The organism is Desulfurococcaceae archaeon MEX13E-LK6-19 (assembly GCA_029637525.1).
Classification (GTDB): domain Archaea; phylum Thermoproteota; class Thermoprotei_A; order Sulfolobales; family Desulfurococcaceae; genus MEX13ELK6-19.
This window is the reverse complement of sequence record CP072660.1, coordinates 1,421,078-1,446,531: the sequence shown is the minus strand read 5'-3', so window position 1 is coordinate 1,446,531 and position 25,454 is coordinate 1,421,078. Positions and strand designations below refer to the sequence as shown.

19 protein-coding genes are annotated in these 25,454 nt (G+C 39.8%); 8 read left to right on the top strand and 11 right to left on the bottom strand.

What is annotated here, in order from left to right:
• Positions 1–179 precede the first annotated feature (179 nt).
• The gene (locus J4526_07580) at positions 180–860 is read right to left on the bottom strand and encodes a hypothetical protein (GenBank protein ID WFO74924.1); all 681 of its coding nucleotides are present in this window, start codon (positions 858–860) and stop codon (positions 180–182) included.
• Positions 861–979: 119 nt separating this feature from the next.
• On the opposite strand from J4526_07580, the gene J4526_07575 reads away from it, so the two are divergent.
• Positions 980–1,552, top strand: a complete 573-nt coding sequence (locus J4526_07575) for a hypothetical protein (GenBank protein ID WFO74923.1) — start codon at positions 980–982, stop codon at positions 1,550–1,552.
• A gap of 101 nt (positions 1,553–1,653) precedes the next feature.
• On the opposite strand, the gene J4526_07570 is transcribed toward J4526_07575, so the two are convergent.
• Positions 1,654–2,388 (bottom strand): hypothetical protein, encoded by a 735-nt coding sequence (locus J4526_07570; GenBank protein ID WFO74922.1) that lies wholly within the window; start codon positions 2,386–2,388, stop codon positions 1,654–1,656.
• Between the two features lie 79 nt (positions 2,389–2,467).
• Between J4526_07570 and J4526_07565 the strand changes: the two genes are divergently transcribed.
• Genes J4526_07565 through J4526_07555 form a run of 3 tightly spaced genes read left to right on the top strand, consistent with a single transcriptional unit; the run spans position 2,468 to position 5,640 of the window.
• On the top strand, positions 2,468–2,809 hold the full coding sequence (locus J4526_07565) for an NERD domain-containing protein (GenBank protein ID WFO74921.1): 342 nt from the start codon (positions 2,468–2,470) through the stop codon (positions 2,807–2,809).
• A 16-nt stretch (positions 2,810–2,825) separates the two neighbouring features.
• Positions 2,826–4,394: a hypothetical protein gene (locus J4526_07560; GenBank protein WFO74920.1), complete on the top strand. Its 1,569-nt coding sequence runs from the start codon at positions 2,826–2,828 to the stop codon at positions 4,392–4,394.
• A 10-nt stretch (positions 4,395–4,404) separates the two neighbouring features.
• Positions 4,405–5,640: a hypothetical protein gene (locus J4526_07555; protein WFO74919.1), complete on the top strand. Its 1,236-nt coding sequence runs from the start codon at positions 4,405–4,407 to the stop codon at positions 5,638–5,640.
• 179 nt (positions 5,641–5,819) lie between these two features.
• On the opposite strand, the gene J4526_07550 is transcribed toward J4526_07555, so the two are convergent.
• Positions 5,820–5,969: a hypothetical protein gene (locus J4526_07550; protein ID WFO74918.1), complete on the bottom strand. Its 150-nt coding sequence runs from the start codon at positions 5,967–5,969 to the stop codon at positions 5,820–5,822.
• A gap of 231 nt (positions 5,970–6,200) precedes the next feature.
• Here J4526_07550 and J4526_07545 point away from each other — a divergent pair, with 231 nt between their 5' ends.
• On the top strand, positions 6,201–6,863 hold the full coding sequence (locus tag J4526_07545) for a hypothetical protein (GenBank protein ID WFO74917.1): 663 nt from the start codon (positions 6,201–6,203) through the stop codon (positions 6,861–6,863).
• Positions 6,864–7,169: 306 nt separating this feature from the next.
• On the opposite strand, the gene J4526_07540 is transcribed toward J4526_07545, so the two are convergent.
• From J4526_07540 to J4526_07510, 7 genes are all read right to left on the bottom strand, one after another.
• On the bottom strand, positions 7,170–9,065 hold the full coding sequence (locus J4526_07540; GenBank protein WFO74916.1) for a type II secretion system F family protein: 1,896 nt from the start codon (positions 9,063–9,065) through the stop codon (positions 7,170–7,172).
• Complete coding sequence (gene tadA / locus J4526_07535; protein WFO74915.1) at positions 9,062–11,689, bottom strand: Flp pilus assembly complex ATPase component TadA; 2,628 nt, start codon at positions 11,687–11,689, stop codon at positions 9,062–9,064. The genes J4526_07540 and tadA overlap by 4 nt, the downstream gene beginning before the upstream one ends.
• The gene (locus J4526_07530) at positions 11,686–12,135 is read right to left on the bottom strand and encodes a hypothetical protein (GenBank protein WFO74914.1); all 450 of its coding nucleotides are present in this window, start codon (positions 12,133–12,135) and stop codon (positions 11,686–11,688) included. The genes tadA and J4526_07530 overlap by 4 nt, the downstream gene beginning before the upstream one ends.
• Positions 12,136–12,137: 2 nt before the next feature.
• Entirely contained in the window at positions 12,138–12,587 is a 450-nt protein-coding gene (locus J4526_07525) for a hypothetical protein (protein ID WFO74913.1), read from the bottom strand.
• Positions 12,588–12,606: 19 nt separating this feature from the next.
• On the bottom strand, positions 12,607–13,803 hold the full coding sequence (locus J4526_07520) for a hypothetical protein (GenBank protein WFO74912.1): 1,197 nt from the start codon (positions 13,801–13,803) through the stop codon (positions 12,607–12,609).
• A gap of 69 nt (positions 13,804–13,872) precedes the next feature.
• Entirely contained in the window at positions 13,873–14,112 is a 240-nt protein-coding gene (locus J4526_07515; GenBank protein ID WFO74911.1) for a hypothetical protein, read from the bottom strand.
• Between the two features lie 256 nt (positions 14,113–14,368).
• Positions 14,369–17,710: a hypothetical protein gene (locus J4526_07510; protein ID WFO74910.1), complete on the bottom strand. Its 3,342-nt coding sequence runs from the start codon at positions 17,708–17,710 to the stop codon at positions 14,369–14,371.
• A gap of 315 nt (positions 17,711–18,025) precedes the next feature.
• On the opposite strand from J4526_07510, the gene J4526_07505 reads away from it, so the two are divergent.
• A complete protein-coding gene (locus tag J4526_07505; GenBank protein WFO74909.1) occupies positions 18,026–19,105 on the top strand; it encodes a hypothetical protein in 1,080 nt (359 codons plus the stop codon).
• Here the strand turns inward: J4526_07505 and J4526_07500 are convergent.
• Positions 19,097–20,338 (bottom strand): MFS transporter, encoded by a 1,242-nt coding sequence (locus J4526_07500; GenBank protein ID WFO74908.1) that lies wholly within the window; start codon positions 20,336–20,338, stop codon positions 19,097–19,099. The two genes, J4526_07505 and J4526_07500, sit on opposite strands and share 9 nt — an antisense overlap.
• A gap of 365 nt (positions 20,339–20,703) precedes the next feature.
• Here J4526_07500 and J4526_07495 point away from each other — a divergent pair, with 365 nt between their 5' ends.
• The gene (locus tag J4526_07495) at positions 20,704–22,917 is read left to right on the top strand and encodes a WD40 repeat domain-containing protein (protein ID WFO74907.1); all 2,214 of its coding nucleotides are present in this window, start codon (positions 20,704–20,706) and stop codon (positions 22,915–22,917) included.
• 317 nt (positions 22,918–23,234) lie between these two features.
• Positions 23,235–24,731, top strand: coding sequence for a hypothetical protein (locus J4526_07490; protein WFO74906.1), 1,497 nt, complete (start codon positions 23,235–23,237; stop codon positions 24,729–24,731).
• The last annotated feature ends 723 nt before the right edge of the window (positions 24,732–25,454 follow it).

The window sequence follows — 25,454 nt, the reverse complement described above, 5'->3', positions numbered from 1 at the left end:
AAATTTTACTTCTTAACGTAATTAGGGGTCTACCAATATAGTTAACTAAAATCTTTTACCTCAGCAACGCCCACATTATGTAAACCTGTCTATATGTATCTAGTGTTTTTTACTTAAAATATGGTTACTCATCATATTGTTAATACTAGATTAATGAATATAATTAATTAGGAAAAAGGCTAGGGTTTGGGTATGATATTTGTTTCGACTAGTTCTATTGATAGAAATGCTCCTTGTTCTACCACTAGTGTTCTTAGGAGTATGCCTGTTTCCTTGTCCATGTATACTATGGTTGTCTTATTGTCCTGTCTGTAATGGTATACTATCGTGTGTCGTAGTCCATACTTTGTTGCTATGATTTCTTCCTCTGTTTTCTCTAGGGTCATATTTTTGGTCTCGTTTAGTGGTCCCAAAGTCTTCCAGTCCCATTGGTCTAAGGGTATTATGGTATCGTTGAAGAAACCAAACATAACAGTATGTACATAAACGTTTTTGCCGTCAGTCATAACAAGGATTTCGCCCGAGAAGCTTATGAATAAAGCAAAAGCTGAAACACTGTATAAGGCATAGCTACCATTCTGACCCCATGGTATTGTTTTTAATTGCTTTGTAACCGTTATTGTTGCCGTCTCAGATACTGTCTCTGTCACGGTTTTTGTGACAGTATTTATCTCCGTAATAGTTGTTGTCATAACTATTGTCGTGTTGTTTACTATGGTGTTCGTAATTGTGCCATAGACTGTCTTCGTGGAAGTCTTGGGGTAATAGTTGCTACCTGCAAACAACCCAGCCATAAGCCCTAGTAGAAGAGCCATGACGAGGACTCCTATACCTGAGAACTTAGCAATATCAAAGCTCAACTCTATCACAAGAGAAAATATTGCTTGTGCTGGGCTAAACTAGTTTTCCTAGATTCAACCGAGGTATGCTACAAAAACTATTTATATTAAATCAAAGATCGTTTTATTAGTTGAGAAAAATGTCTTTAGATAGTGATGAGATACTTGATCTCTTAAAAAAGGTTTTTGGAAAGGACTTGGTGAAGAAAGAATGGAATATTGCTGTTGAAGCAGAAGATCTCTGGAAAAGACTTAGAAATAAAACTTATGTTCCTAGAATAGACTATGTTGTGGGGCCATTTAATATCACATCTTCTCGTGATAATCTTAGAGAAATAAATGAAGCATATAATAATTATCGTGGGCTTATACAAGACTTCATCAAAAACGGTTTTACCAATAACTTTAATGGGAAATGGAATGAGAATCCTCGTTGTTTTATAGCTATAGAGGTTGAGAATAAGACCAGTATAAAACATAGACTTGGGAGCATGCTTAATGCATCTTTCATGGGAAAGATAGGGTTGATTGTAGCACAAAATGAAAGAACATTCAAATCCTTCCAGAAACTTCTGACATACCTGAATACTGTTACGGAACTCAGGAAAACACCAATCAGGGCACCAGAAAACATTATAGTAATTAGAGAACAAAACTTCAAGGAAATACTCAAGAGATACATCAAGAACAAGCTTATCCCTCGTAGCCAATAAGTTAGGCAGTACTGTAGTTCTATGGAGTAGATGAAACCCTGTCTTATACAGGAGCTTTAAGCTACATTGTTTCTAGAGAATAAAGATATTTGTCATGATGTCTATGGTTTTCTAAAGAGTTTCTTGCGTTCTTTGTCTATGAATTTTCTGATGTTTTCAGCGCTGGCCCGGTATTGTTTTGCTTCTTCTTCAAGTCTTTTACTCTCTGCTTCTTTCATGTTGGCGATGTATTCTAGTATTTGTAGTATATATGGTTTTAGATCTCTTGAAGCTTTCTTGTATGCTTCAAACAGGTCTTTAAGTAACTCGCGGGATAGCCCAAATTCCTCCCAATGTGAGTGATAAACGAGTGGGTCGATGAGTGTATCCTCTAGTACATCATCCCAAGTTGTTGTCTCAAGCTCATCTAGGTGTTCAAGTAGTTCAGCTGCGGCTTCCTCGGGTTCCTTTTCTTCACGTGTTCTTCCAAAAACTTCTTTATAGATAAACTCTATTGCTCTAGCCAAGGGTCTCTTAAGTTCGTTAACGTGCTTGACAGTGATCCCAGCTACTTCACTATAGTCTAGTATTCCAGAAAACAACGCTGCATCGCAACCTTTAGGAGTTATATCAACATACTTTGTCCCGCGAGGACCAACTTTATCTAGCTCAACAATAGCCCCCTTCTCAATAAGTAGAGGTAGCAAACGTCCAATAGCTGATCTAGCTGTCCTATAATGCATTCCGAGTTCCTCCGAAAACCTCCTAGTTAAATCACTAACACTTAGAGGACCTTCTAGAGCAACTATACGAATTATCTCGATTAGTTTCTTTTGCTCACTAACACGTTTAGACATAGAGACACCAATATTACTATACAGTAATTTGGAATAAAAATATATATCTCTTATACAGAATATCTCTATGAGTGGGAGGATGATCAGCCGTAGGCGTAAGGAGAGGAAAGGTAGTTGGCTGGAAAACCATGTTGCAAATAGATACAGAAAAGCAGGATACAATGTTAGAAAACATGTTATAATAAGCAAGGGCGAAATAGATATACTAGCTATTAAGAGAAAAGAAAGATTAACAATTGAAGTAAAAAGTGGATCACAAACTATTACATCAAGTACCATGATCAAACTCTATAGAAAAGCAAGAAGAATTAATGCCAAGCCAGTACTATTTATTGGACCAAATGTAAACGTAACCATTTCTGCCAAAGAACTAGCCAAGAAGCTTGGAATACGGATAAAGAAATGGAAACCAAGGAGCTGAAGCAAGGTGATAGATTTTGTCGAGTTTGGAGAGTAAGCTTGTTGAGGCAATAAGTCAAATAAATAGGTTTATTGAAGATGCTAGGATCATTAACTATAGGAACTATACGAAAAAATTCGGCATCGATCGTGTAAAGGATTTTAGACGAAACTATTTGTTTAAAGAGGAGCTCAGCCGTATTGAAGAACTATTAAAATCGTATACAGACAAAATAGACAATATACTAAAGTTGATTAATGAGGGTCTTGTTGAGTTAAAAAAAGATGGGAAGTATGTAGCTTATAATACGTTCTTAAAAGAATTCAGGCGAAAAGTAGAAGAAGTCAATAAAAATTCTCCAATACACCTATATAGAACTATAATTAGAGAGACAATTAAGTTATTTGATGCTAAAATACCAATAGTAATGAGTGCTGTCCGACATGACATTGAACCTAAGACTATATTCTGGCTTTACTTAACTTCTTTTGCAATTAATGTTCTTATTAAGACTCTAGATGAAAACCTAGACATAGATACGGTATTAAATGATGTTGTATCTGAGTTTAGAATTGATTTTATTTATGGTTTTTCCTATGTTGAAACACATGCACATACGGTAATAGTATTTGGTAATAGGTTAAAAGATGTTATTACAAGAATTGATGAATTGGTATCTAATAGGGAAAAACTTGATTCTGTTTATAATAAAATGAAAGTTTATTTATCTAATAAAAGATTTCCATATGATATCCGGCATCCAGTTGTTCGTAGAAGGAGCATTTTTGATAAAAACTGGGATTCATTAATAGTAATTGGATATCCTGAGGCTTCTAGGGGTTATGAACGCGTACTTACAAGGAGTGGTGTTTCAACGCAATATAGACGACTTGCATCAGTTTTATACATTGAGTTCATGGTATCTAAAGACCGGGGCTCAATGTTATTAGCGTTAAATGTACCGTTTTCTAAACTCAAGAAGAGAAGTAGAGTATGGAATATTATTAATGATATAGTTAGGCAAATGATAGGAGTATCATTTGAACAATTACTACGCTACGAACGAGAAGTTTATAGTATACCTGCTGAGAAGCTCGTTGAGGAAATCAAGAAGACATTAGAAGGTAGACTAGAGCGAGAACTTAATGAAGCACTTGATGAGTTTAAGAATAAACTTGTTGAGAAAGCTACTAGGGTAATAGACTCTGAGTCTTTACAGTACAAAGATAAACTACGTAAATTTGTTTCGTCCTTAACAATATCTAAACTCTATCTGAGGGTGATGCTGGAAAACAAAACTCTAATGCGGCTTGAGATCGAGTTATCTGACCCTGGAGTAAAAGGTTTGCTCCCACACACTAATATTAAAGTCTTTTCAGAAGAGATAAAAAACCTCTCAAGTAAAGCAAAAAAAGAGTTTATGCATCCGAAAACAAGATTTGTTGTAGGTGTCAGTCTTCAAGGAAGAGTCGAAGACTATGGGCACCCTTCCATAATAGAGTTTACGAGTGAGGACGATGTATTCTTTCATAACATGAACCGTGAGTACGTTACCGAGCTATCCTATATTCTATGGAAGGCTTCAGAAGAACTAACAAAGGAATAAGGTTAGTGCTATGTTTGAAGAACGACTCCTAAAACTTAATGAGTACTTAAACAACAATCCAACTCTCTATATTCCTCAAGAAATGGCTTCAAAATTTAGTCAACTCATAGATAAAAGAGTACTTGAAAAGAGTGTAGGTGGAGTTTATAGAGTTAATTGGGAAAAATTGGCAAAATATTTGGCGAGAAATATAGGCATGAAGGGTAAACCAAAAACTTGTAGTTTTAATACAGTATTCATAGAAGAAAAGTATGAAAATAATATTTCGTTGATATTCTATCTAGTATACTCTATTGCCGACGACTTTGTAAGATGTATAACTGATGTAGGCATTAACGAGTTCATAGTACCACTAGTGTTTATGCCGTTAAAACTTATTGATGAACTGTATGAGAAACATTACAGGCTTGTAGGCAAACTCGCTAGCGATATACTCAATGAAAGTAGAATTCTACTCCTATTTCCCATATTATTACCTCTTCCATCGGAACACGAGTTAGTTAGCATGTATGTTGAGTCAATTAATAAGCTAAGGGAATCAATAAAGGAAATACCGAGTAATGTTTTCTATGCAGACGAGTATGACTATTTAGCTAATCATAGGAAGTCGACGACAATTAAGGCTTTAGTTACATTTTCGTTTCTTTACGATTTGCTGAACAGATACGGTTTTTCTGGCTTTAAGAATAAAAGAGGCTGGAAATCTTCATCAAAATGGTTTGAGGAAACAGTTAAGCTACTACTAGTCAACGAGTATGTACAAGGCATATTCAGTAAGAACGTTACAGATTATCTTGTTAAAGAGTATAAGACAGGAGGGCCTTGCCAAGAAGATATAGCTATCCCTATAAAGCGAGAAGATAGAGCTGATATACTTATTGTAGATACGAAACTTAGAAAAGACGATATTTGTCGAATACTGTTATCGAGTGCATACAAGCACCAGAACAATAAACAAGAGAGACAAGTTAGTGAATGTAAGCATAGAAAACAAACAGAATCACTAATAAAATATGAACACTACATCACAGTAAAATCTGATAAACTAAGAAAATTAGAGGAGCTTCTACAGAAAGAAACACCAATAGGCGACTACTATCTGGTCTTCATACAACGTGTCAAACCTTCAATCAAATGTCTAGAGAACTTAAATTCAGTAAAACCTAGAGGGTATAAGAAAATCATGATATACAGTATTGAGGATTTTGCTGAAATACTTACAAAGAGTCAAAACCTAGTAGATTAAAAGCTAAACAAAACACTCCAATAACTCTACGAGGTAGCCAAATATACCTGTCTCTTTAGATAATTATCAACACAATTAAAAATAAATTGGATTATACTGGGATACTCTCGATTAGCAATTTCTATATTTATTACTTGTAACAACTTGTTAGTTCATAATAAATGCTCCAATAGTTATTGTTAATGTTTATAGGGAAAGTTTTGTTTACTAGTCTCCTCACGCTTCTCAAGTTCTTTAAGCTCATCTAATAGCTCCTTAAGTAGTTTTCTTAGCATCTTCTCGTCTATTTCGTCAAGTTTTACCTCAAAGAGTACATTGTCTTCGTACATACTGCTCTCCTACTTATATGAGAAGAGGTTTTAACCAGCCGAAGTAAAACTAATAAGATGATGATCTATAAATCAGATCTCTTAATTCTTATCACTAATACGTCCAGCTAGAATAATACCTAATCGTAGATGTACGATTATCTGATACATTGAACTATAAATCTACAGGCATTGTGAACACAATATAATACCAGCGCTAAGACTATAGTTAAGAATGGGGGCGCTAGGTAATTGGTTGCTCGGTCTTCGGAGTATGTTAATAGAATATTGCAAGCCATAGACAACTACATAACTGATAACCTGTCTTATTTAAGAGCTTGTGACCTCAGCGAATTCTACAAAACCTTATTTAAAGAACTCAAAGAATTCTTTGGTGGTTCATGGGGATTTGATGGTGTTACTGAAGTTCTTATTTTTAGAACATTACACCACATAATAGGAGAAAAAGCAAAGATAATTAAAATAACAAATGATCTTAACGCCTTTTACTATGAAGGCAAAAACATTGTTCTAGGTGCTGGACTACCGCTCCAAATTAATAATGAGAAGATATGGCCAGACATTATAGTCTACATACCATACGATAATAACCCTAGGATGATAAATCAATTAGTCTCTATTCTGGAGATCAAAGCATATCCTCAAGGTGGGCTAAAAGGACTTAAAAACACAATAAATAGACTCAAAATCATACATAATCACTACAAGAATCCGAAGTCTGCACTGATAATATATGATGTTCCCGTCAAAGACAAGAAGAGAAGTAAGATGTGGAAGTACCTTCACAAAGAGCTAAGCGAAGAAGAGCTTATACCCGATTACATTGACGTAATAATTCTAGCAGAACATGACAATAAAGTTATTGATCTATTTAAGCCCTACGTTTCTCTTTAGCAAAGGTTAACGATACAGGAAGGTATTAGCCTTTTGTTGGTGTCGTTTCTAAAATACAAAGTCTATTTGAGCGTATTGCTTCTATTAGACTAGATCAGGACGTGAATAATAGATATTTTTATCTTTGTTTTTAAGACCTAGGTTACATACGGGTGTTTCTAGTATGGGCGGTGTCGATGAAGTTCTGAGAGAACTTCGCTTAGTTCGCGAGAGGCTTGAGAGGATAAAGAAAATTGAGTAGATATGGTGTATTCTTTACAACAAAAATATGGTTGAGGAATTGTTTGCTCTTGGATGCATGAATTTTTATATCCACATGATGATGTTTGTTGCGAGTATGCTGGTTAGTAGGCATATTAGTACGTGGGTGAAGTCGAGTATTGTGAAGCTGGTTATTTTAGCTATGACTAGGCCTATTGTGAATGCGACGATGGTCACTAGTATGAGGCCTAGTTCGATGACACTGTTTAGTACTTCCATGCTGGGTAGTATTACTGGTATTTGTCCTGTTGGTGTAGTGATTAGTGATTCTATTGATGGCAGTATTATCTGTAGTATCACTAGTATCAGTATGCTCAAGAATACTGGGGCCGTGTAGCCTAGGAAAGCATAGGTTCTCGTGGAGCTTTTTACTCTCTTCTTCTCGCTCACTACATTGTTTACGAAGTTTGTCAGGTTCTCGAGGATCTGGGGGTTGCCGCCGCCGGTCTCAACGATCTCGTTTAAGACGAAGAAGACGTAGTTTCCTAGCCAGCTTCTCAAGCTAAGGCTTTCTACAACGTTCCTGAAGGGCACGTTTAGCTCTAGTTGCTTTGCGATCCACTGCAGTATCTTGTCGAAGAACTTGTTATAGGTTCTCCTCTTAGGCAAGTCTCTTATTGCCTGGACTATATCATAGCCTATCTTCTTCATCTCCGTGATATCCCTGAGGAACTGCACGAGAGCATTCTCCACCTTATCTACCTCATTGTGCTCGAGAAGATACTCTACAGCTATAGGGATCGAGGTGAAAAGTAGTGTTACCGCGATAACATTATGTAGCCCCGGCATCAGCAGCCTTAATAGAACGAATAATGGTATGGAAGGCACTATTACTAATGGTAGTTTACGCTGTATATCGTATTTATCATAGAACTTAGGCTGTATTGTATGAACAGCTGATATCGTCACAAAAGCCAGGAGAGGCAGTAGCCCTACGGTAAAAATCTGTAGTGTAAGCATAGTAAGCGGGCCTGCGAACACCAGCGAAGACACTATCAGGAGTGCCGGCAAGATCAAGAACAACGCCATAGAAGCTTCACCCAGGGTACTGGCTACCTCACTATACCTCTTCCACTTATTGACAAGCTCCTTCAACTCATCCTCAGCTTTCAACGTCAAATAAGCTGTTGCATCACCACCACTCCTTATTATCGACGAATACCCTAGTACAATGGTCTGGAATTTCTCGCTAGGATGATTAAGCGCAATGCTATCAAGAGCGTCCAGCGGGTTATGGGAGAAAAACATGTAGTCTCTCCTGATTACCTTGGCCTCACGCTCTAGCTTGGGGAGAACATTCTTTCCAATAATCCTCTCAAAAGCCGAGTACAGGGATATGCCTGCAGCATGAAGTATCGCGGCATAGGTTAGGAAGAACGCTAGCTCGTTCTCTACATCACTCTTCCTATTAGATATCTTGAGGTTTATCTCCATAGTGGGTATAGACAGTATCACGAACGGGATTATGTTGACCAGAAATATCAGGGGGTTCCCGATTATATTGAAATACGTGAACAAGCTTGTCACTACAGTCAAAACCAACGTTATGATGAATAATAGGATGTACTTCCCAACGTAAAATGTTGGATGCGTGAATATTAGTGCTTTAGGCATGTTCTTCTTAACATTTTCCTCCATGTAGTTGAATAACTTGCTTATTATAGGCGCGTTCTTTAAATACATTATCACCAGCGTAGCGACCTTAGTGGTCTTTTTTCTAACAAGTATTTCGGAGTAAGCTAGCAGAGATAAGCCGCCAACGAAGTTTAGTAGAGATAAAACTATGATGTATGATAGGAAGTAGAAAATCTTCATCGGCAGCTCGACTCTCCAGCTTAGAGCAACTGCCATCATTAGTAGCGTCGAAAGAATATTTGCTACTATGAAAGAGTTAAATAATGTATTAATACTCTTTATTTTCTCTTCAACTAGCTTACTCATTCTCTTATCCTCCTTCTCTCACTATAGAACCTCTGTATATGCTTCACAACATCCTCGTACCTCAATATATTGTTCTCTACGAGAGACTCAAGGAATTTCCTTCTCAGCACCAGCTCCTCGTATACCATATCCTTTGTCCAGCCAAGCAGTCTTGCCATGCTCTCCAGTTTCACACTCTTCTTAACCACTTCCTCTTCGTCATCAGGGTAGTGTTTATCCTTTTCTGGATCCCAGTAAAATACCTTGATATAATCGACATCAGTAGCCCCCTTCACTCCAGTGATCTCATCAACCTCGATAACCCTCCTCATAGGCTTTCTCCCGGGGATCCTGATGAACCTCGTAATTATTACATTGCTTATCAATGGGAGAAACGATATCGGGACATTAATAGGCGGGGTCACTAGTCTCATTACCATAGATTTTATGGAGTCTCCATGAAACGTACAAGCACCTCCATGACCCGTGGCAAGTGCTTGTACAAACACGTAGGCTTCCTCGCCTCTAATCTCGCCGACTATGATAAACTGGGCTCTTTCTCTCAAGGCTAGTTTAACCAGGTCAAAGAGCCCTATCTCGGTTTTTGACTCAGCTAATGTGTACACGTGTCTTGCAACCAAAGGCTTCCATCCTATATGTGGCAGCCTCAGCTCGGGTGTGTCTTCTACACTAACGATCTTCCATGTCGGAGGCAATAGTGTCGCCAGGGTGTTGAGTAGCGTGGTGTTATGTACTATTATAGTGTTTGCTTCAAAAGTCTCATTACCCGGAACCTCAAGATCATAAACGTAGCCACCAGACTGCTCTACCATAGTGATCTCTCTAATATTCTCAAATACAACCGGGCCATTACTAGAGGATCCCGTCACACTATCAAGCTTGACAACGTATTTTCCATCAACATTCTCTATAGAGACGCTGTTTCCTAAACCAACATACTGGAGTACATGTAGAAACTTGTACGCTGTTTCCTCCGAGTCGAATACTATTTCCGAGCTCTTTGTAGCATCTCTAATTCCCTCCAAGAATTTAGCCAGCCATTCTCTATTGAACAAGAATAGATACCTGAATAATTCCTCTTTAAGGTTGACAATACGTTTAAGCAAGTAGGCTACACTACTATCTAGTAACATGTATTCTCTAGACACGCCTCTATCAACGGCCTCGTACTTGAGCCCAAGACTGTCGAGACAGTTCTTGATTTTCTCATGGACAAGGTCATCATTCTTGTCAACCCTAATTCTTAAATTACTAGTCTTATCGTTAGCCTGTACAAGAATATACCCAAGTATGTAGCCCAATTCAGGCTTTGCTATAATATCACGGTTACCCTCAGGCAGTACACGGGAAGACTCGTCACCTAGAATATTCTTCAGTATCTCGTCTTGTTTTATGTCCACGGTAGTTTTGGGTAGCTCAAGTCTATTAATGACTACCAGCTTGTCTCCACTATTGAGTTCAAGAGGTTTCTTCACGTATAAATTCCTGCCATCCGTAGTAATTAATGAATGATCCTCAGTCACTATTATTTGTCTCCCGCTTTCAGTAACAATCTTTACGAGCCTACGGGGAGCTCTATGCCTTATTATATACTTGGGCTTCTTCCACGAGACATTAAATCCTTTATCTAAAGCAAGTATCCTTAAATCAACATCTGATAAATCTATGTACTCCATGTCACCCTGTTTTACCACAGGCTTATGCCTACTTAGTAGATCCCATAATTCCTCTATTGTCACTAGCAGAGGCTTATTAGACAGGATCGCTGCTAATACGCTGTGCCCATGAACTGATTTACCGCTAGCCATCTCACCCACAATGAACACAGAGCCTTTATTCTCTAAGAGAAGCCACCAGTATGCCGCCATTAATGAGCTCACGGTACCAAACTTTATTAGATGACATATAGTGAAGGGTTCTTCTCGGAATTTTCTAATCGTAATACTTGAACCGAAAGGCGTTATCTCTCTAGAATAAGTTATTGCCACTCTATGTTTTTCCGGAAGAGAACCTTCTGCTATAGGGAAGGCGGTGGACACGTGTTTCTTAGCCTTATGGGCAATCATCAATATCGTGTTATCCAGGACAGACTCGTCGTCAAATATTATGTTGGATATCAACCAGTCTAGATATGAGTAATCTCTATGAAAAACCCTAACAGGCCTGCCGACTCCTTCTAGAGAAATATCCTCAATCCTAGGATCCTTTAACGGGACATCTAAAGGCCCATAACCCAGAGTATCCCTGATTATATAGTATTTCAGTTTATCAAAAGACTCCAGGACTTGCTCGTAAATACCCAAATCTTTAGCAATAGATATCATTTGTTCTTCAACATACTTGACAGGCTCTTCTTTCTCTAGAGGCTTCATAGCGTAGTAGAGAGAATTCATTATTATGTTGTAGAGACGTTTTTCTTGCTCATTAAGCTCGGGCTCGTCAACAATATAGTAGCCTAGTCCTTCATACTCATAGATATAAACAGCAGCTAGCCCGATATTGTATCTCTCAAGTAGAGTCCCGTTCTTAACTACATGAGGCATCTTGTCAAGCGACATTCTTAATATCTTGGACTCTCTTACGATTTTTGGCTTACGTTTTCTAAACAATCTAAACTTGATCAAGGCACAATCACACCCGACTTAATTAAAAGAGTAAAAGACCTCCCTCTAGACGTTACGACTACTATAATAGCGTTATTGGTATTGAGTTGTATATTGTAGGAAACTTTTTCACCTGGATTAAGGACTATGTTGATATCCGTCTTCGTCATATTTGATAAGGATAACAGGACGTTATTATCAAGATCGTGGACCAATATATCATCAATGTTTACTGATATTGGGCCTGTATTCACGATTGTTAAGTTCAGCACTCCATTGACGATTGAACCGTTTAGATACAGTTTTTCCATGTTTCTCTCTTGTTCAAGTGATTCAACATACCTAACGGTGTCCATGTACATAGAGTATTCTGTAAGGAATATTATCATGATTGAAATAGCTATAGCTAGAGCGAAGATGAACAGCAGTGCACCTATGATGTTAGATATAGACTTCTTCTTAGCCATCATTACACACCAAAAGTAAACGTAAATACATTGCCTAACCCAGTAATCAAGGTAACCGTATGAGTATCCTCAGCTAAAGGCGAGCCTACTTCTATCGATATTATCGCCAGCCTACTACTAACAGGTATTGTATCACCTAGATCTTCCCCATAAACATCGACAATAGTATAGTTCTCTTTAGGAACATCATTATTGTCTAGAAATATCGTCGTAATTAATACGTTGACATCACCATAATTATAGACCACGAGGTTTACATGAGTTGAATTAGTGTAGACATACGCTAACGACAATCTTTCAAGCAGTTGTTCTTTACGGTATGAGAAGACCTCAAATATAAGACCCTTTTTTGATTCAACATAAATAGATAAGTTAACTACATAAAGAGCCATAGCAGCCAGTGTTATCGCTATCAACATTACCGAACTGAATACTTGAGAGATAGATTTCATTAACAGTATACCCCATTCATTACCTCAGATACATAGTAGAATAAACAGCTAATAATAATCCTAGCGTGCCTAGTTCTTTATCACTAAACGGGGGGTCAGTGGGAGAACCCCAGTGTATATACAAGCCTTTACCTATACGGAGTATACAGGCACCACTTCGTGTCTCACTTCGATCAGTATAGAATTTAGTTACAACCATGCTCTCGATTCCACGTTTCTTTAAAAACACCGAGTAAGTAATCCTCATGTTATCAACAAGTTTCCTACTTATATTGTTGAAACCATAAGTGTTAAGCCAAGACTTAAAATTAACGATATCTGAGGTCCTATTCTCTACATCATCGTATTCCTGTATAGAAGAACCCACGATCGCGGTGCCTCTCCCTCTTGACCCGAAGAGCAAGTATTCAAATCCTTCAATCCCTATCTCTATAATATCATCATCGCATACAGCATAGTATAGCGGGTATCCTGATAGATGCACCCATATCCATCCATAATCTCTTATATTATTATGAAGTAGCTCAATAAATTCAAGAACCTTCTCAGTATCATTAAAATACTCTCTTGGAACAGGGATTAAGCCTCCAAATGGATTTATTATAATTACATCATCTCTAGGATTTAATACAAGTTCAAGCCATTCATCCATTGACGATATGGTCTTCACAACTATACCTAGTTTCCTTGACGCCTCTAGGATACCGTTTACTACTTCACTAACATTTTCTATTGATCCTTTTTTACTAAGATTTAATTGTGCAAAATCCTGTAGTAATATTGTTGGAGCAAATATATACATAGGCTTATGGATTAACTCAAAACCGCTGCACTTGACAATTACTGAAAAGTTTATATCGCCAACTATCTCAATAACATAATCCTCTCCCACAATGAAATCATATCCATAGGAACCAACAATATATATTCTCGAGATATCTCCTGGAGCAATAACACTATACTCGGAAGAGAAAATACTTGTTTCGCCATGAAGTACCATTTTAACCCTAATACTAGTCCGTCCATTATTATACAAGACTATGTGAGCATATATATTACTGTATTGTTTAACAAGCTTTGCATCAACTAACTCAATAGATTCTTCATTAGGAATACTCATACTTATCATGACAAAGTATAGTATAGTAGCTACACTAGCAACTATTATTATCAAAAGCAATGATGCTACTATAGGTGATAATACTTTCATCCTCATATCATATCCTTAGACTACTTTCTCGCCCCATTAAACATGATGTGAAAAAGCCGTATTAAAGCTAAGCGTCTAAGCAGATTCTCTTACATAGGAAGAAGCAATATATCGTGCAAGGAATATAAACACTATTGATAAGACGAAAGCAGTTATTGGAAAGACCATATCCCGAAGATCAATCTCATACATAAGTCTCGAGCCAGCTCCTCTATAATAATCGATCGAGATATATAGCAATAAAGCAATTACCGCACCCAAGATCACGATTAACACAGAAATAACTCTGGATTTTAATTGATCTTTTATCCTCAATACCAACCCCTCATTCCCAGCGAGCGAATCTAGTCAATGAGCAATTTAAATCAATATTTTGTCGTGGCCCCAACTTATATAACAACTCCTCACCACTTAATAGGAATGACTTGATTCCTCTAAATTTTCTCACTCCCTTAATTTTATTGTCCACTGCATGGTATTAAGGTTCTTGAAGCTGAAATACCTTGATGAAGCGCTGTTTCATATACTTCAACGCTATATTGTGTTCTGAGAAAAAAGTGTTTTATGATTTTTATGTTTGTCTTAATGTTGTTTTTATCATTTTTATTATTGTTTCGTGTTTTTGTAGGAGGATTACTGCTATTATGATGATTGCTATTGTTACCAATCCGTAGATTATTGGGTCTAGCGGCGTGGTCGATATTGTTTGTGTTATTGTTGTTGTGGAGACCAGGAGTTTGGTTTCTGTTTGTGTTGTTGTAGTGGTTGATACTTGTGGTACTGGCGTGGTTTCTGTTACTGTCTCCGTCTTAGTCATTGTTTCTGTGGTCGTTTCTGTTACGGTCTCTGTCTGGGTTTCTGTGACGGTTGTCGTGACGTATACTGTCACGGTTTCTGGTGCTTCTAGTGTTGAGGCATAGAGGTATGCTTGGTCGTATGTTGAAGCCGGATCCGATGACATGTTGACTATGGTGTACCCTGGTTTCTCCACGTAGATATCTATCTTTGTAACGTTGTTGTACGTGGTCTTGTTTAGTACTATGGCGTTCTCGCTTACTGTGATGTTTACTTTGCTGCTCCATGGATGAGCTATGACTATAGTGATGTTCGTGGGCTCAGTGATGTTTAGAGCAAGCTTATAGACTCCTTCTTCGGGCAAGAGCACGGCGCTGTCATAGAGTATTGTTCCTCCACGGGTGCTCCAGACAAGATCCTCGAATGCATCGACGACCTCCTTCGGAGCCCTCATCTCATCGTTAATGAGATCCGTTGCCTCGAGGACAAACTTCCACTCGCTAGCCCACTCGATTGCTTGTTGTAGAAGCACTTTGCTGCTATTGGTTACCCCGGCTTCGACCTCGAAGCTAAAGTAGACAGCTCTATAACCATAATATGGGTCCCAATAGACATCATAGACAGTTATACCGGCGGCGCCATTGGGAGACAAGGCAACTATCTTCAATGGCATCAGTTGTGTGACACGTCTATACACGTCCTCAGGAATAGTGATATTGACCTCTAGTTTAGCTCCAAGCCCAGGGATATCGACTAGTGCTTTAATACTGTTCTCAACTATCTCGGCTCTAGCAAGACCTCTCCTTAGATCCCTTATCTCGTGATCCAATGCTTTATCGAGGTATCCGGTAAGGTTTTCTCTCAGCCTCCTCCCTGTGGCATTCTCCACTATCTCGTACACCCTGTTGTAGAAACCTGTAACATAGCCCTTAGCGTTCCCAGTATGGTTAATCGCAGTGTAGGCTATGGCGCTCGGCGCCCCAAGCTGCCATCCAACCTGCGTGTATGCCTTGTACTTGCTGTTGATGCCCGTGTAGGGGTTCGGTATAACTATTGGTTCGCTTGGGAGACTCCAGCCCAATGCCTTGCCTTCACGTGTCAGCTCCAGCTCTCCGCTCCACGGGACATAGGGTACCTGCAGTGGAGTCGAGCCAATAGCTAGGCCAAGAGAGTAGGCGAACAGGTTCTCTCTACCCATCTCGCATAACTCCTCAGCGATCTTGTCGCGAGCATACTCCCACAGCGGTAGCCATATCAGCCCTAGGGCGCTTGCTAGTCTCCTGCTACTAGCTATGTCCTCGATACCACTGCCTATGTGGCCGCGTGACCCGATCTTTATCCTGGTCTCACAGGAGACCCATAGCATCCAGTCACTGAGTGTTCCATGGGTTGCAATAAGTCCTGCATGATGTTCTCTAACGTAGTCAAGAATACACTCCAGAGCCGATTTACCACCGCAATCTATACTGCTTAGATCCCAGTTGAACAAGAAACCAGCGTTCAAGCCAAGATATAGATTACTAAGTATCACTACCCTAGGCTCAACGGACCTAAGGTACTCGTCAATACTCTCCCCGGGGTACACTATAGTCACACTATATTTCTCGCCAACATAATGCCAGTTATGGAAGACAACGAAACTCCTGCAAAGCAGCTCAGCAAGCTTATTAGCACTCTCTATTTTCCCCATATAGCTTGATGGGAAAGAGAACTTGCTATTGATACTAATCATGTCTCGTAGCTGCCTATAGTTTTCCTTAATAAGCCAAAGCTTCACATGAGGATCTATTACTAGGACCCGCTCGCCAGTACTATTATAGACATAGTAGAGACCCATAGGCGAAACAATAGTATTATTGCCTTCATCAACTGCTCTCGCCCTAAACTCGACGAAGACACCTGGCTGTTGCCCGGGTATCTCGGCTATGCCCATGAAGAAAGGTATACTAGTATGCGGTATGGTCTCGTTTACACCAGCTATCCCCAAAACAGTATTTATGTCGTGGATCATCTTGTTGAAATCTCTTGTTATATTGTCCAGGTAATCCATTATCGTGTCGTTAGTCACAGGAGCAGTGGCCCATGACTCGTTGTTGACACAATACTCGAACACGAGATCCCTTATACCACTATAGCCCTTATCGTCAACAACCACTATAGAGATATTCAATGGCGTTGAATCAGGTAGGCTCCAACCCCTGGGTGCAAGCCCTAGAGTCTCCTTGTAAGCCCCGGGGTCCTCGAGAGTATTCGATACTTGTGCCAGTACTAGTGGCGGGATATTTTCTCCTAGAGCAGACGAGTTTACTTCCAAGGAGACATTATAGGTTTTGTCACCAACTATTATACTACAGTTTGCAACTCCCTTAACAGTCACTATAAACGGGATATCGGCTGAGAGCCATGATGCACTAGTATTGATTACTTTGTATGGGAGCCCAGGGAACCCGCTGATAAACCAGGAGTCTCCCAGTGGCCTAAAAGGTATTTCCCGGACTACTGGTTTTGGTAAGAAGTCCCTTAACCCGAGGTGATCGATTATTGTAGTCAATGTTATGTTTACTCTAGTATTATTGTACACGGGGACATAGTCTTCACTAAAGTACTCGTAGACTCCATCCTCGTCACGGTCATAGTAGCATCTAACATAGTATCCCCCTATGTCGTACAGATAGAAGGTCTCGGAGCCACTACTATTAGTGAAGCCCGATGCAACAAGCTCTAGTAATCCCGGTTCAAGCAACGACTCCTCCCAAACCTCCACGTACACGTTGCCTATAGGCGAGCCATCCAGATAGGTATTGACGACAAGCGTGATGTTCCCATAGCCAGGGTTATAAGTTGGCTCTACTTGTAAACCCATACTCAAGTTTATCTCAGAGAATACTTTGAGTACTGGATAACCCGTGTATGAGCCGTTTATATGTACGAGTATCAGTACCGGGGTTAAGTCTCTGGGGTTGCTTGGAACAACATATACTTCAATACTACTAGGAGTATTATCGTCAAGATAGTTCTGGAGAGATGTGTTTAATGTATACACCCTAGTGCTCACTAAACCCATGGATGCAATAATTAATACAATAAGAACAACTGTGGCTGGGAATCGATTAGACAAGAAGGATTACCACCTTCCGTTTTTACGTACTATGTACCAGGTAATCCAATATGTTAATATGTTATGGCATGGTATATTTGTTTTTATCAAAAGTAAATAGCTGGATGATAAATTTACTGTATTAGCATAAGGATAGCAAATCTTTTAAATTAATAAACATAAGTATAGGGGAAAACATATTCCGGTTTTTATAAATAAGCCATTCTGTTTATGTAAATGAAACCCTGTTTATATGATAAAATAGTATTCAACTAGAACAGCATTAAAATACATATACTGCTTTGTAAACTAGAATTATTTTCTTGTGGAGAACACATGCTAGGGTCTTTCTTCAAATATATCATAGCAGCCCTGGTATCGATTGTTGTTGTTTCCAGTATCTATGCTGGATTATATAAGGAGTTGAGGAGGAGAGAAGGAAAGAAAGTTGCGTTCTCTAAGGTTGTGGAGTCTTGGCTACATTGTTCGCCTAGCCGTGGCTTATTGTTTATTATGACACTTGGGCTTGCTGTTGTCACAGTGGTTGTGAGCTATGTGCTCAGGCTCGCTATAGCTTTCCTACAGGAGAGTCTTGGTGTTGTGTATAGAGAGGATTTATCGACTCGTATGCTGTATCTTTTCACGCTGATTACTGCTCTACACTTCATTGTCTTGACTTTCCTGAACACATTATCGAGGATATTACATAGTAAAAGTAGTGTTAGGGACACGGTGAATAAGATTAGTTACTACAGGTACTTCCACATACTCTACATAATCCCGGGTATCTTCATAGCAGAGTACATGCTCCTACTGGTTAACTACTTGTTCCTGTCAATGAACTATGATAGTATAGATAAGGTATTCTCCTCGGCTATGAGCGGTCTAGAGAATACTATGACTAGTAGTCTAGGGGGTCTTGGGGGAGCAGCTGTATTCATGGCTGTGGGTAAAACCTTTATTGTCACGAAGATAAAGATCGAGTCCATACTAGTGGTACCGCTATGGGGGCTGCTTGCTGGGAGAACATTCAGGAAGAAGCACTTGATAGAAAAAAGACTGAAGAACCTACTGGCAGTACTCTCTGTAATAGCTGCCAACACGTTCATACTATACGTTATTGTGGTTAAAACAATACTCTATGGCCAAGTAAACACAATGGCGCTAGTATTCTACACAGCTTCTTCATTCATATTAACTGTCTCAATGGTTCTCCTACTCTTCTTCCTGCTAATATACAGAGACTACACGGCTAAAACAAGCAGGGCAACCATCTATCCTGTTTTCGCACTTCTAGTAGTACTATTGGGCCTCTCCACGCTCTTCCATATGATACTAGTACAGCCGATACAACCAGTACAATCCCCTACAAGGCTCATAGAGTTTCTCGAGAAGATCTTTTCTTATCTACGCTGAGATAATGAGTTGTTTCCGCCTCCACTCCTTCTCGAATAACAGTGCTAGCACGACTAGACTTACTGTGTACAATATAGCTGTTAGTCTCAGCGGTAGCTCCAAGTCTATGTCGAGCAAGTAGCCACCAATAGCTCTCCCAGCCCCAGCCGGTAGCTGCCTCGAGAGGCTTAGGAGCCCGCTGGCAATACCTCTCCTACTATTTGGCACCAGGCTTAACGCGAAAGCTGTGTACAAGGGGTTCGCCACGTTCATCAAGATGCTTCTCACAAGGTATATCGTGCTCGCGGCAAGGTAGTCGTCAACGAGAGTCATAGCTATAAGTAATGGTATGCTCGGTATTGTTGCCGCCAAATATATTCTCAGAGGCCCACCATACTTGTCCGCCAGGACAGGAAGCCGGGTCATTATAAAAGCCATGGCTAGCTGCTGGAGCCCAAATATACTACCTATCTCACCGCTTGTAACACCGTATTTTGCAGCGAAATAATACCCTATGTTATGTATAGACATGGCTGCCCCGAAGCCAATCAAGCTCCCTATTACGATTAAGTAGTTGAATCTACCGAGTCCACGAATCCCCCTAAAGATCTCTCCTAGGCTAGGAGATCCCATCCTCTCAAAAGATCTTTCTCTAACTCTTGCAACAAGAAACACGTTAGCAATCATTATAGGCGTTAGTGCCAGGAGAGAAAAACCATAAGCCAAAGCCAAGTCTATTCCTAGGCTCATCGACAAAATGACTGGTATCCAGCCGAGGAAAGAACCAGCAGCGCTGCCGAGTGTCCTAGAAGCTCTAACATAGCTGAAAGAGTAATGTAGCATGCTGTCGTCAACACTCCTGGAAGTCAACACGTTAATACTAGTCATTACAAGGCTACTCGAGAAACCAAGAAGCAGGTAGCCCATAGCGATAAAGTGGAGTAGCCTTGTGGAGAACAAGAAGAAGCTTAGCCCATACAAAACAAGCCCTATAGAAGCTATCCTCTTAGAGCCATATACATCACATAGGATACCAGCCAGTAGCGTCGAGAAAGAAGCAACGAAAACACTGCCACCACTCATCAAACCAAAGATACTACCACTAACACCAAGAATACGGAGATAGGGAGCGAGAACAGCCCACGAGAAACCAAAACCAATACCATTAACTAGAGAAACCAACAGCAAAGACTTGTCAACCAAGCCCCTCCGCACACCACTACTCTTCAAAACAACATCAATAAACCCCTCCAAAACCAGGACACCCGCCGAAGGCAAGGGGGCTTCCGGGGAACATCAAGAACTATCATTGAATTCCAATATATAGTTGATGGGCTTCTTTTCTGTGGAAAACACACTAACTTTACCAGAGCTCTGTAAGCAATTGTAGAAGAAGATAGCTAAATAATAACACAGTTATGTTGTACTTAGTGTTTTCGCTAGGATATTATGCTTTATCGTATGTCTGCTTGTTTTAACATACGCATATAATTATTTTACATTCCTAGCTAATATTTTTGGTGGAATTAATTTATTTATGTTTAAAGAATATAGTTTATGCTGTCTAGATAAACTTATATATGTGTTTATACCAAATACTTGATGTAAAGGTGTTAGAATTGTCTAAATACATGATCTTAGCTCTTGTCCTCTTACTAGCAGTAATGGTACCTAGTATAAGTGTTGCAGCTGAGGATAACGATAGTGTACCTAGGATGATGTTCTCAAGGACTTATGGTACAGACACCTGGAGCCTCTCATGGATCAGCGACGAGCTTCTCATGTATAGCGAAGGATATGGATTCATAAGTCTTATCAATGTCTCATCAGGAGAAACCAAGACTATCTATGTTGGTGAACTAGCCACTAGTTTTGTACAGGGGATCCTGGTCGGCGGCGACAAGATCTTTCTGATCAACAGTAATGGTGATGGAGGATTGTACAGTTTGCCCCAAGAGAAGCTTTTATGGCTCAAGAAAGGAGTCTATGGGTTCATGGATTTACTTGGTGTATACAGCAATAGAGTCGTACTAGCTAATTACACGCATATAATAATAGTTAATCCATTCAGCGGCACTACAGATGTAGTTAAGGAGACTTCTGGTATCCGTCATACTCTAAGAAGCGGTTATGTCAAGTACAGAGATTACTATAACCAAAACTACTACATACGTGTATATAGTATAGACACAGGTATAACCAGGGAAGTCAAACTAGATGATCCAGGGAAAAACGATATCGACCCTAATCTAGATGTTTTGATAACCTATTATGATAACGGGACATTAGTTAAGAGATCTATTTCCACAGGCAACGAACTTGATAGAAGAACACTATGGTATATTACTTATGCTGACATAGTTGTTGATAGTGTAGACCACAAGATACTGCTTGTAACTTCTAATAAGATATATGTTATAGACATAGCTACACTTTATATTGAAAAAATGGTAGGTCATTCAGCAAACGGTATACACAGTATAGGTTTGTCGCCAAGCGAAAAATATTATGCTGTGCTATCACCTGGTAATGGAATCTATGTATATCGTGTAGATAGCATGGTACTAGTCTACAGATCCGGGGATCTTACTACAAGTCTTTATGATACTTACTGGCTTGACGACAAGCACCTTATAGCGTATGGCTATGACGCTGGAAAGAATGCATATGCGGTAATATATGATGTGAATGGGAGTATTATATCGACATATGAGTCATCACACGCTCCTGGAAAAGTGATAGTTAGAGATGATACGTTGTATTTGATTAGCTATGCTGGTGACGAACTATATGTTATGGAGCATGATCTTGAGAATGGTTTTCTCAAAGACTACAAAGTATTTGAATTACCTGATTACATCAATTACTTGAACTGGGTATGCCTAACTGACGGAAAACTAGTGGTTGAGTATAGTTATGTAGACGATTTCTTTTGGATGGTCTATACACATATAGTTGTCTTCGACTATGCCGGAGGATATGAAGTCTATAGAATAGATCATTCACCGGGGATGCTGAACATAGTCGTTCTAAACGGGACAGTAGTCAGAGGAACAACACCTGAGGTCATTGGCGATATAAGTCTCCCTACTAGAGACCGTGTCTATGAATACAATATCGAGACCGGGGAGGTAACACAGCTATACGACTACAATGGATTCTCAGAGAACTATAGCCAAAAACTAGATGCAAGACTAGCAGGCAATGGCAAGACCCTGGCGGTAGTCAAGTATACTATTGAACAAGGGCTTAGGAAACCCGGACTAGACATCTACATCGTAGACATCAACACAGGTAACACGCTACTGGAGCTAAGCATAGACGACTACGTGTACATGGGAGGTATGACGTGGAGTAACGACAACGAGACACTGATTCTAGCACTAAACAACAAACTTCTCTTCCTGAACACAAGCAGCGGTAATTACTACATGGAGCCCGTGAAGATAAACTGGTTTGTAAAGAAACTATCATACAGTCCATCAGGCTACTACATGTCAATACTAACCCATAGTCTATACTCACTCTCAGTATACCAGCTAAAAGAAACTCCTGTACAAGAGCCCCCGACAGAGACAGTGACAAAAACAGTAACTACCACGAAAACAAGCACGGTAACAGAAACCACGACGGAAACAAAGACAGAGACAGCAACAATCAGAGACACGACAACAGTAACCGAGGAGACAACAGTAACAGAAACCATAACAAACACGGTTACACAAGAAGTCTCCGGAGGTCAAGACAACGCCATACTATACATGATGGTAGGAGCCTTCGCAGCAGTAATCGCAGTACAAGCATACTACATCATGAAACTAAAAAAGGGGTAACAAAACCTTTTTCTTCATTCCAACACCAAGTATTCGCCTATAGTTTTTTCTGGCATCTCACCTATTACATGGTGGTTTTTCTATACAACGTCTTTACAAGGTTGTTGTGTATAATGTGATGGTGTTTCTAGAAGATTATAGTGCTTAGTATCAAGTGAAGACTATACGCTTATTTGACTACGTAAATTGTATAGGCATTACATACACATTGTTCCAGTTGTTCCACTGTACCAGCCTACATTGTTCCATGTTGGTTCTTAATAGGAATGAACACAGACTAGATACTATGAGACCATGTTTCTAAAGGTGATTATGTTTTGTCTCTAGGTAATAATGGCTGGAAAATATTGTCAATAATTCTCATTATCGCACTTGTTCTCTCAATAGGCTATATTGTATATGATAAACTTATTGTTGAAAGAATGGGAGGCGGAAGCCCATCGCTTAAAGAAGTGGCGAGTTTTTTAAGAGAGGTTGCCGAGCTTGAGAGAAAAGGATATGATGTCTATTACGTTGAATACCTCCTGCTTTCAGCTAGATACCACTATGCTAATGGTGATAAAGAAACAGCCATAGAGTTGTTCCATAAAGCACGAGACGAGCTAGAGAATGTTGTGCTTCTACCAGTGCTCCCATCGATAAACTATAGTGTTGCTGATAACACTCTCTACATAAAGAAGATACCAGGGAAATGGGACTTCGTACCGCTGGGTACTGTTTTTGTGTTGTCTCAACGAGGCTATCTTGTCTACCCGAGGAACGATAGATCATGGAAGCTAAGCTGCTTCATAATAATTGCCATAGGTTTTGACGAGAATAACCAGCCAGTATTCATGTACCAGGGAAGACTTCCTTTGATTCCACGAGAGGTTCCGTTGGGTGGCTTTGTCCCAAAGATCTATGTTGATGGTGAATGGATCGAGCCTGATGACATGAGGTTCGTTGGCCCACTATACTATGACGATGGTAGCGGACGCTATGGATACCCTACTGTCTATGAATACGATTTGTCTGGAAGATACCTAGAGTACTTGATGTACATACCACATAATAGAACATGGATCCACGAAATAGTTGATGTAGTGGAGGACAAGACTCTACTCGAGATACGAGCCCAGGCAATAGGTGCACCAATGTGGCTCGGCATATGGAATGAAACGTATTTACCACACGGGGTCTACGCTAAAGCCCGGGGAGTCGATCTCTGGGCTGGGTTCTGGGACATAGGGATCATGGAGGCTAGAGTGTATATCGGGGGTAAGGAGAGAGTTTATCACGGCGTGTTTGTATTCGATAGAGCTTCACACCGTGCCCACCAGGCTGCATCAGAGAAAAACCTTGGATCCCCTCTAGCCTTCTCCTGCATGGTGATCTACCAGCCTGGAATAAACATAATGATTGCATCATCCGAAAACCCCTCGCCATGGGATCCCGGGTTCCATTTAGAACACCAAGTCAGGATAAACCTGCTAGACCAAAGACTAGTCCTTGATACAACAAACTTCACCCTCCAAGACGACGGCAACCCACAGCCCAGGATATTCAGGCTCTACGGAACCCTCAGCAACGGGTACTTCAATCTAACAGGGGAAGTAATCGGCTACTGGCCCGAAAAATGGGTTGTGTCTCAGGGCGTATGGTGGAATAACGAAGGAGCAGCAGTATGGGGTAGAGCATTCATCCACTGGACTGGAGTAATAGTAGTCAACGGGCACAAGATAAACATAGACGCATATGGTGCAGGAGAATTCACACGATACACAAGCCAGTGCCAGGCATCCGAAAGAGACAGCAATGAGTGTTGGTGTCGCTAGAATTGGTGTCAAGACATCTAACTAGACTAACATGCCATGTGCAAAGATGCTAAACAAAGCTACTATAGAAGAGAATCAGGTCTGATGCTGCGATCCTATTGGCAACAAGATAGTTTTCAATTATTTGGATCGGCTTTTTATTAATTGTCTTGATAAACTTCATTACTTCATTTATTAATCCCTCAGTATCACACTAGCTCTCCGGCAACTACGTTTATCTAGACAATGATAGTGATGAGATCACTTTGACTAATATACTCGAGCAATAGTGTCTGCACAATGTTTCTGTGAAGAAATCAACATTGTTTTAGTATAAGGTCGGGAATACAAGAGAATGTTTACAGTACTCTCTTTTCTAGTTGTGCGGAAAGCAATGGTAAATGTTCTGTACGCTACTATATTGTATTGTTTGTTATCTCTGAGAGTAGCTTGTTTTGGACGAAAACCTATTGTTTTAATGTTTCTACAGAGGTGGTTGAGTAGGAGCATACGTACCAAGTTTGCCACGGTGTTATTAAGCCTTATGATCCTCATGGTGACATGTATATACTGGTAGGTCTTCCTTGAAGTCCCGGAGTTTATATTCACAATTGCCACGGCGATAGTAACTATAACTATGTTTCGAGGTACTGAACAAAAGAACAAAAACTTATGGTTACTCACATTATATGGTTTAATCAGTAAAGGTAAATAATAAATATAACTTAATGAAGTACTAGATCG

Bases quoted from the DNA above. Each gene is read 5' to 3' on its own strand.
- J4526_07575 (WFO74923.1), top strand. From the start codon at position 980: ATGTCTTTAGATAGTGATGAGATACTTGATCTCTTAAAAAAGGTTTTT.
- J4526_07570 (WFO74922.1), bottom strand. From the start codon at position 2,388: ATGTCTAAACGTGTTAGTGAGCAAAAGAAACTAATCGAGATAATTCGT.
- J4526_07565 (WFO74921.1), top strand. From the start codon at position 2,468: ATGATCAGCCGTAGGCGTAAGGAGAGGAAAGGTAGTTGGCTGGAAAAC.
- J4526_07555 (WFO74919.1), top strand. From the start codon at position 4,405: ATGTTTGAAGAACGACTCCTAAAACTTAATGAGTACTTAAACAACAAT.
- J4526_07550 (WFO74918.1), bottom strand. From the start codon at position 5,969: ATGTACGAAGACAATGTACTCTTTGAGGTAAAACTTGACGAAATAGAC.
- J4526_07540 (WFO74916.1), bottom strand. From the start codon at position 9,065: ATGAGTAAGCTAGTTGAAGAGAAAATAAAGAGTATTAATACATTATTT.
- J4526_07530 (WFO74914.1), bottom strand. From the start codon at position 12,135: ATGGCTAAGAAGAAGTCTATATCTAACATCATAGGTGCACTGCTGTTC.
- J4526_07525 (WFO74913.1), bottom strand. From the start codon at position 12,587: ATGAAATCTATCTCTCAAGTATTCAGTTCGGTAATGTTGATAGCGATA.
- J4526_07520 (WFO74912.1), bottom strand. From the start codon at position 13,803: ATGAGGATGAAAGTATTATCACCTATAGTAGCATCATTGCTTTTGATA.
- J4526_07505 (WFO74909.1), top strand. From the start codon at position 18,026: ATGCTAGGGTCTTTCTTCAAATATATCATAGCAGCCCTGGTATCGATT.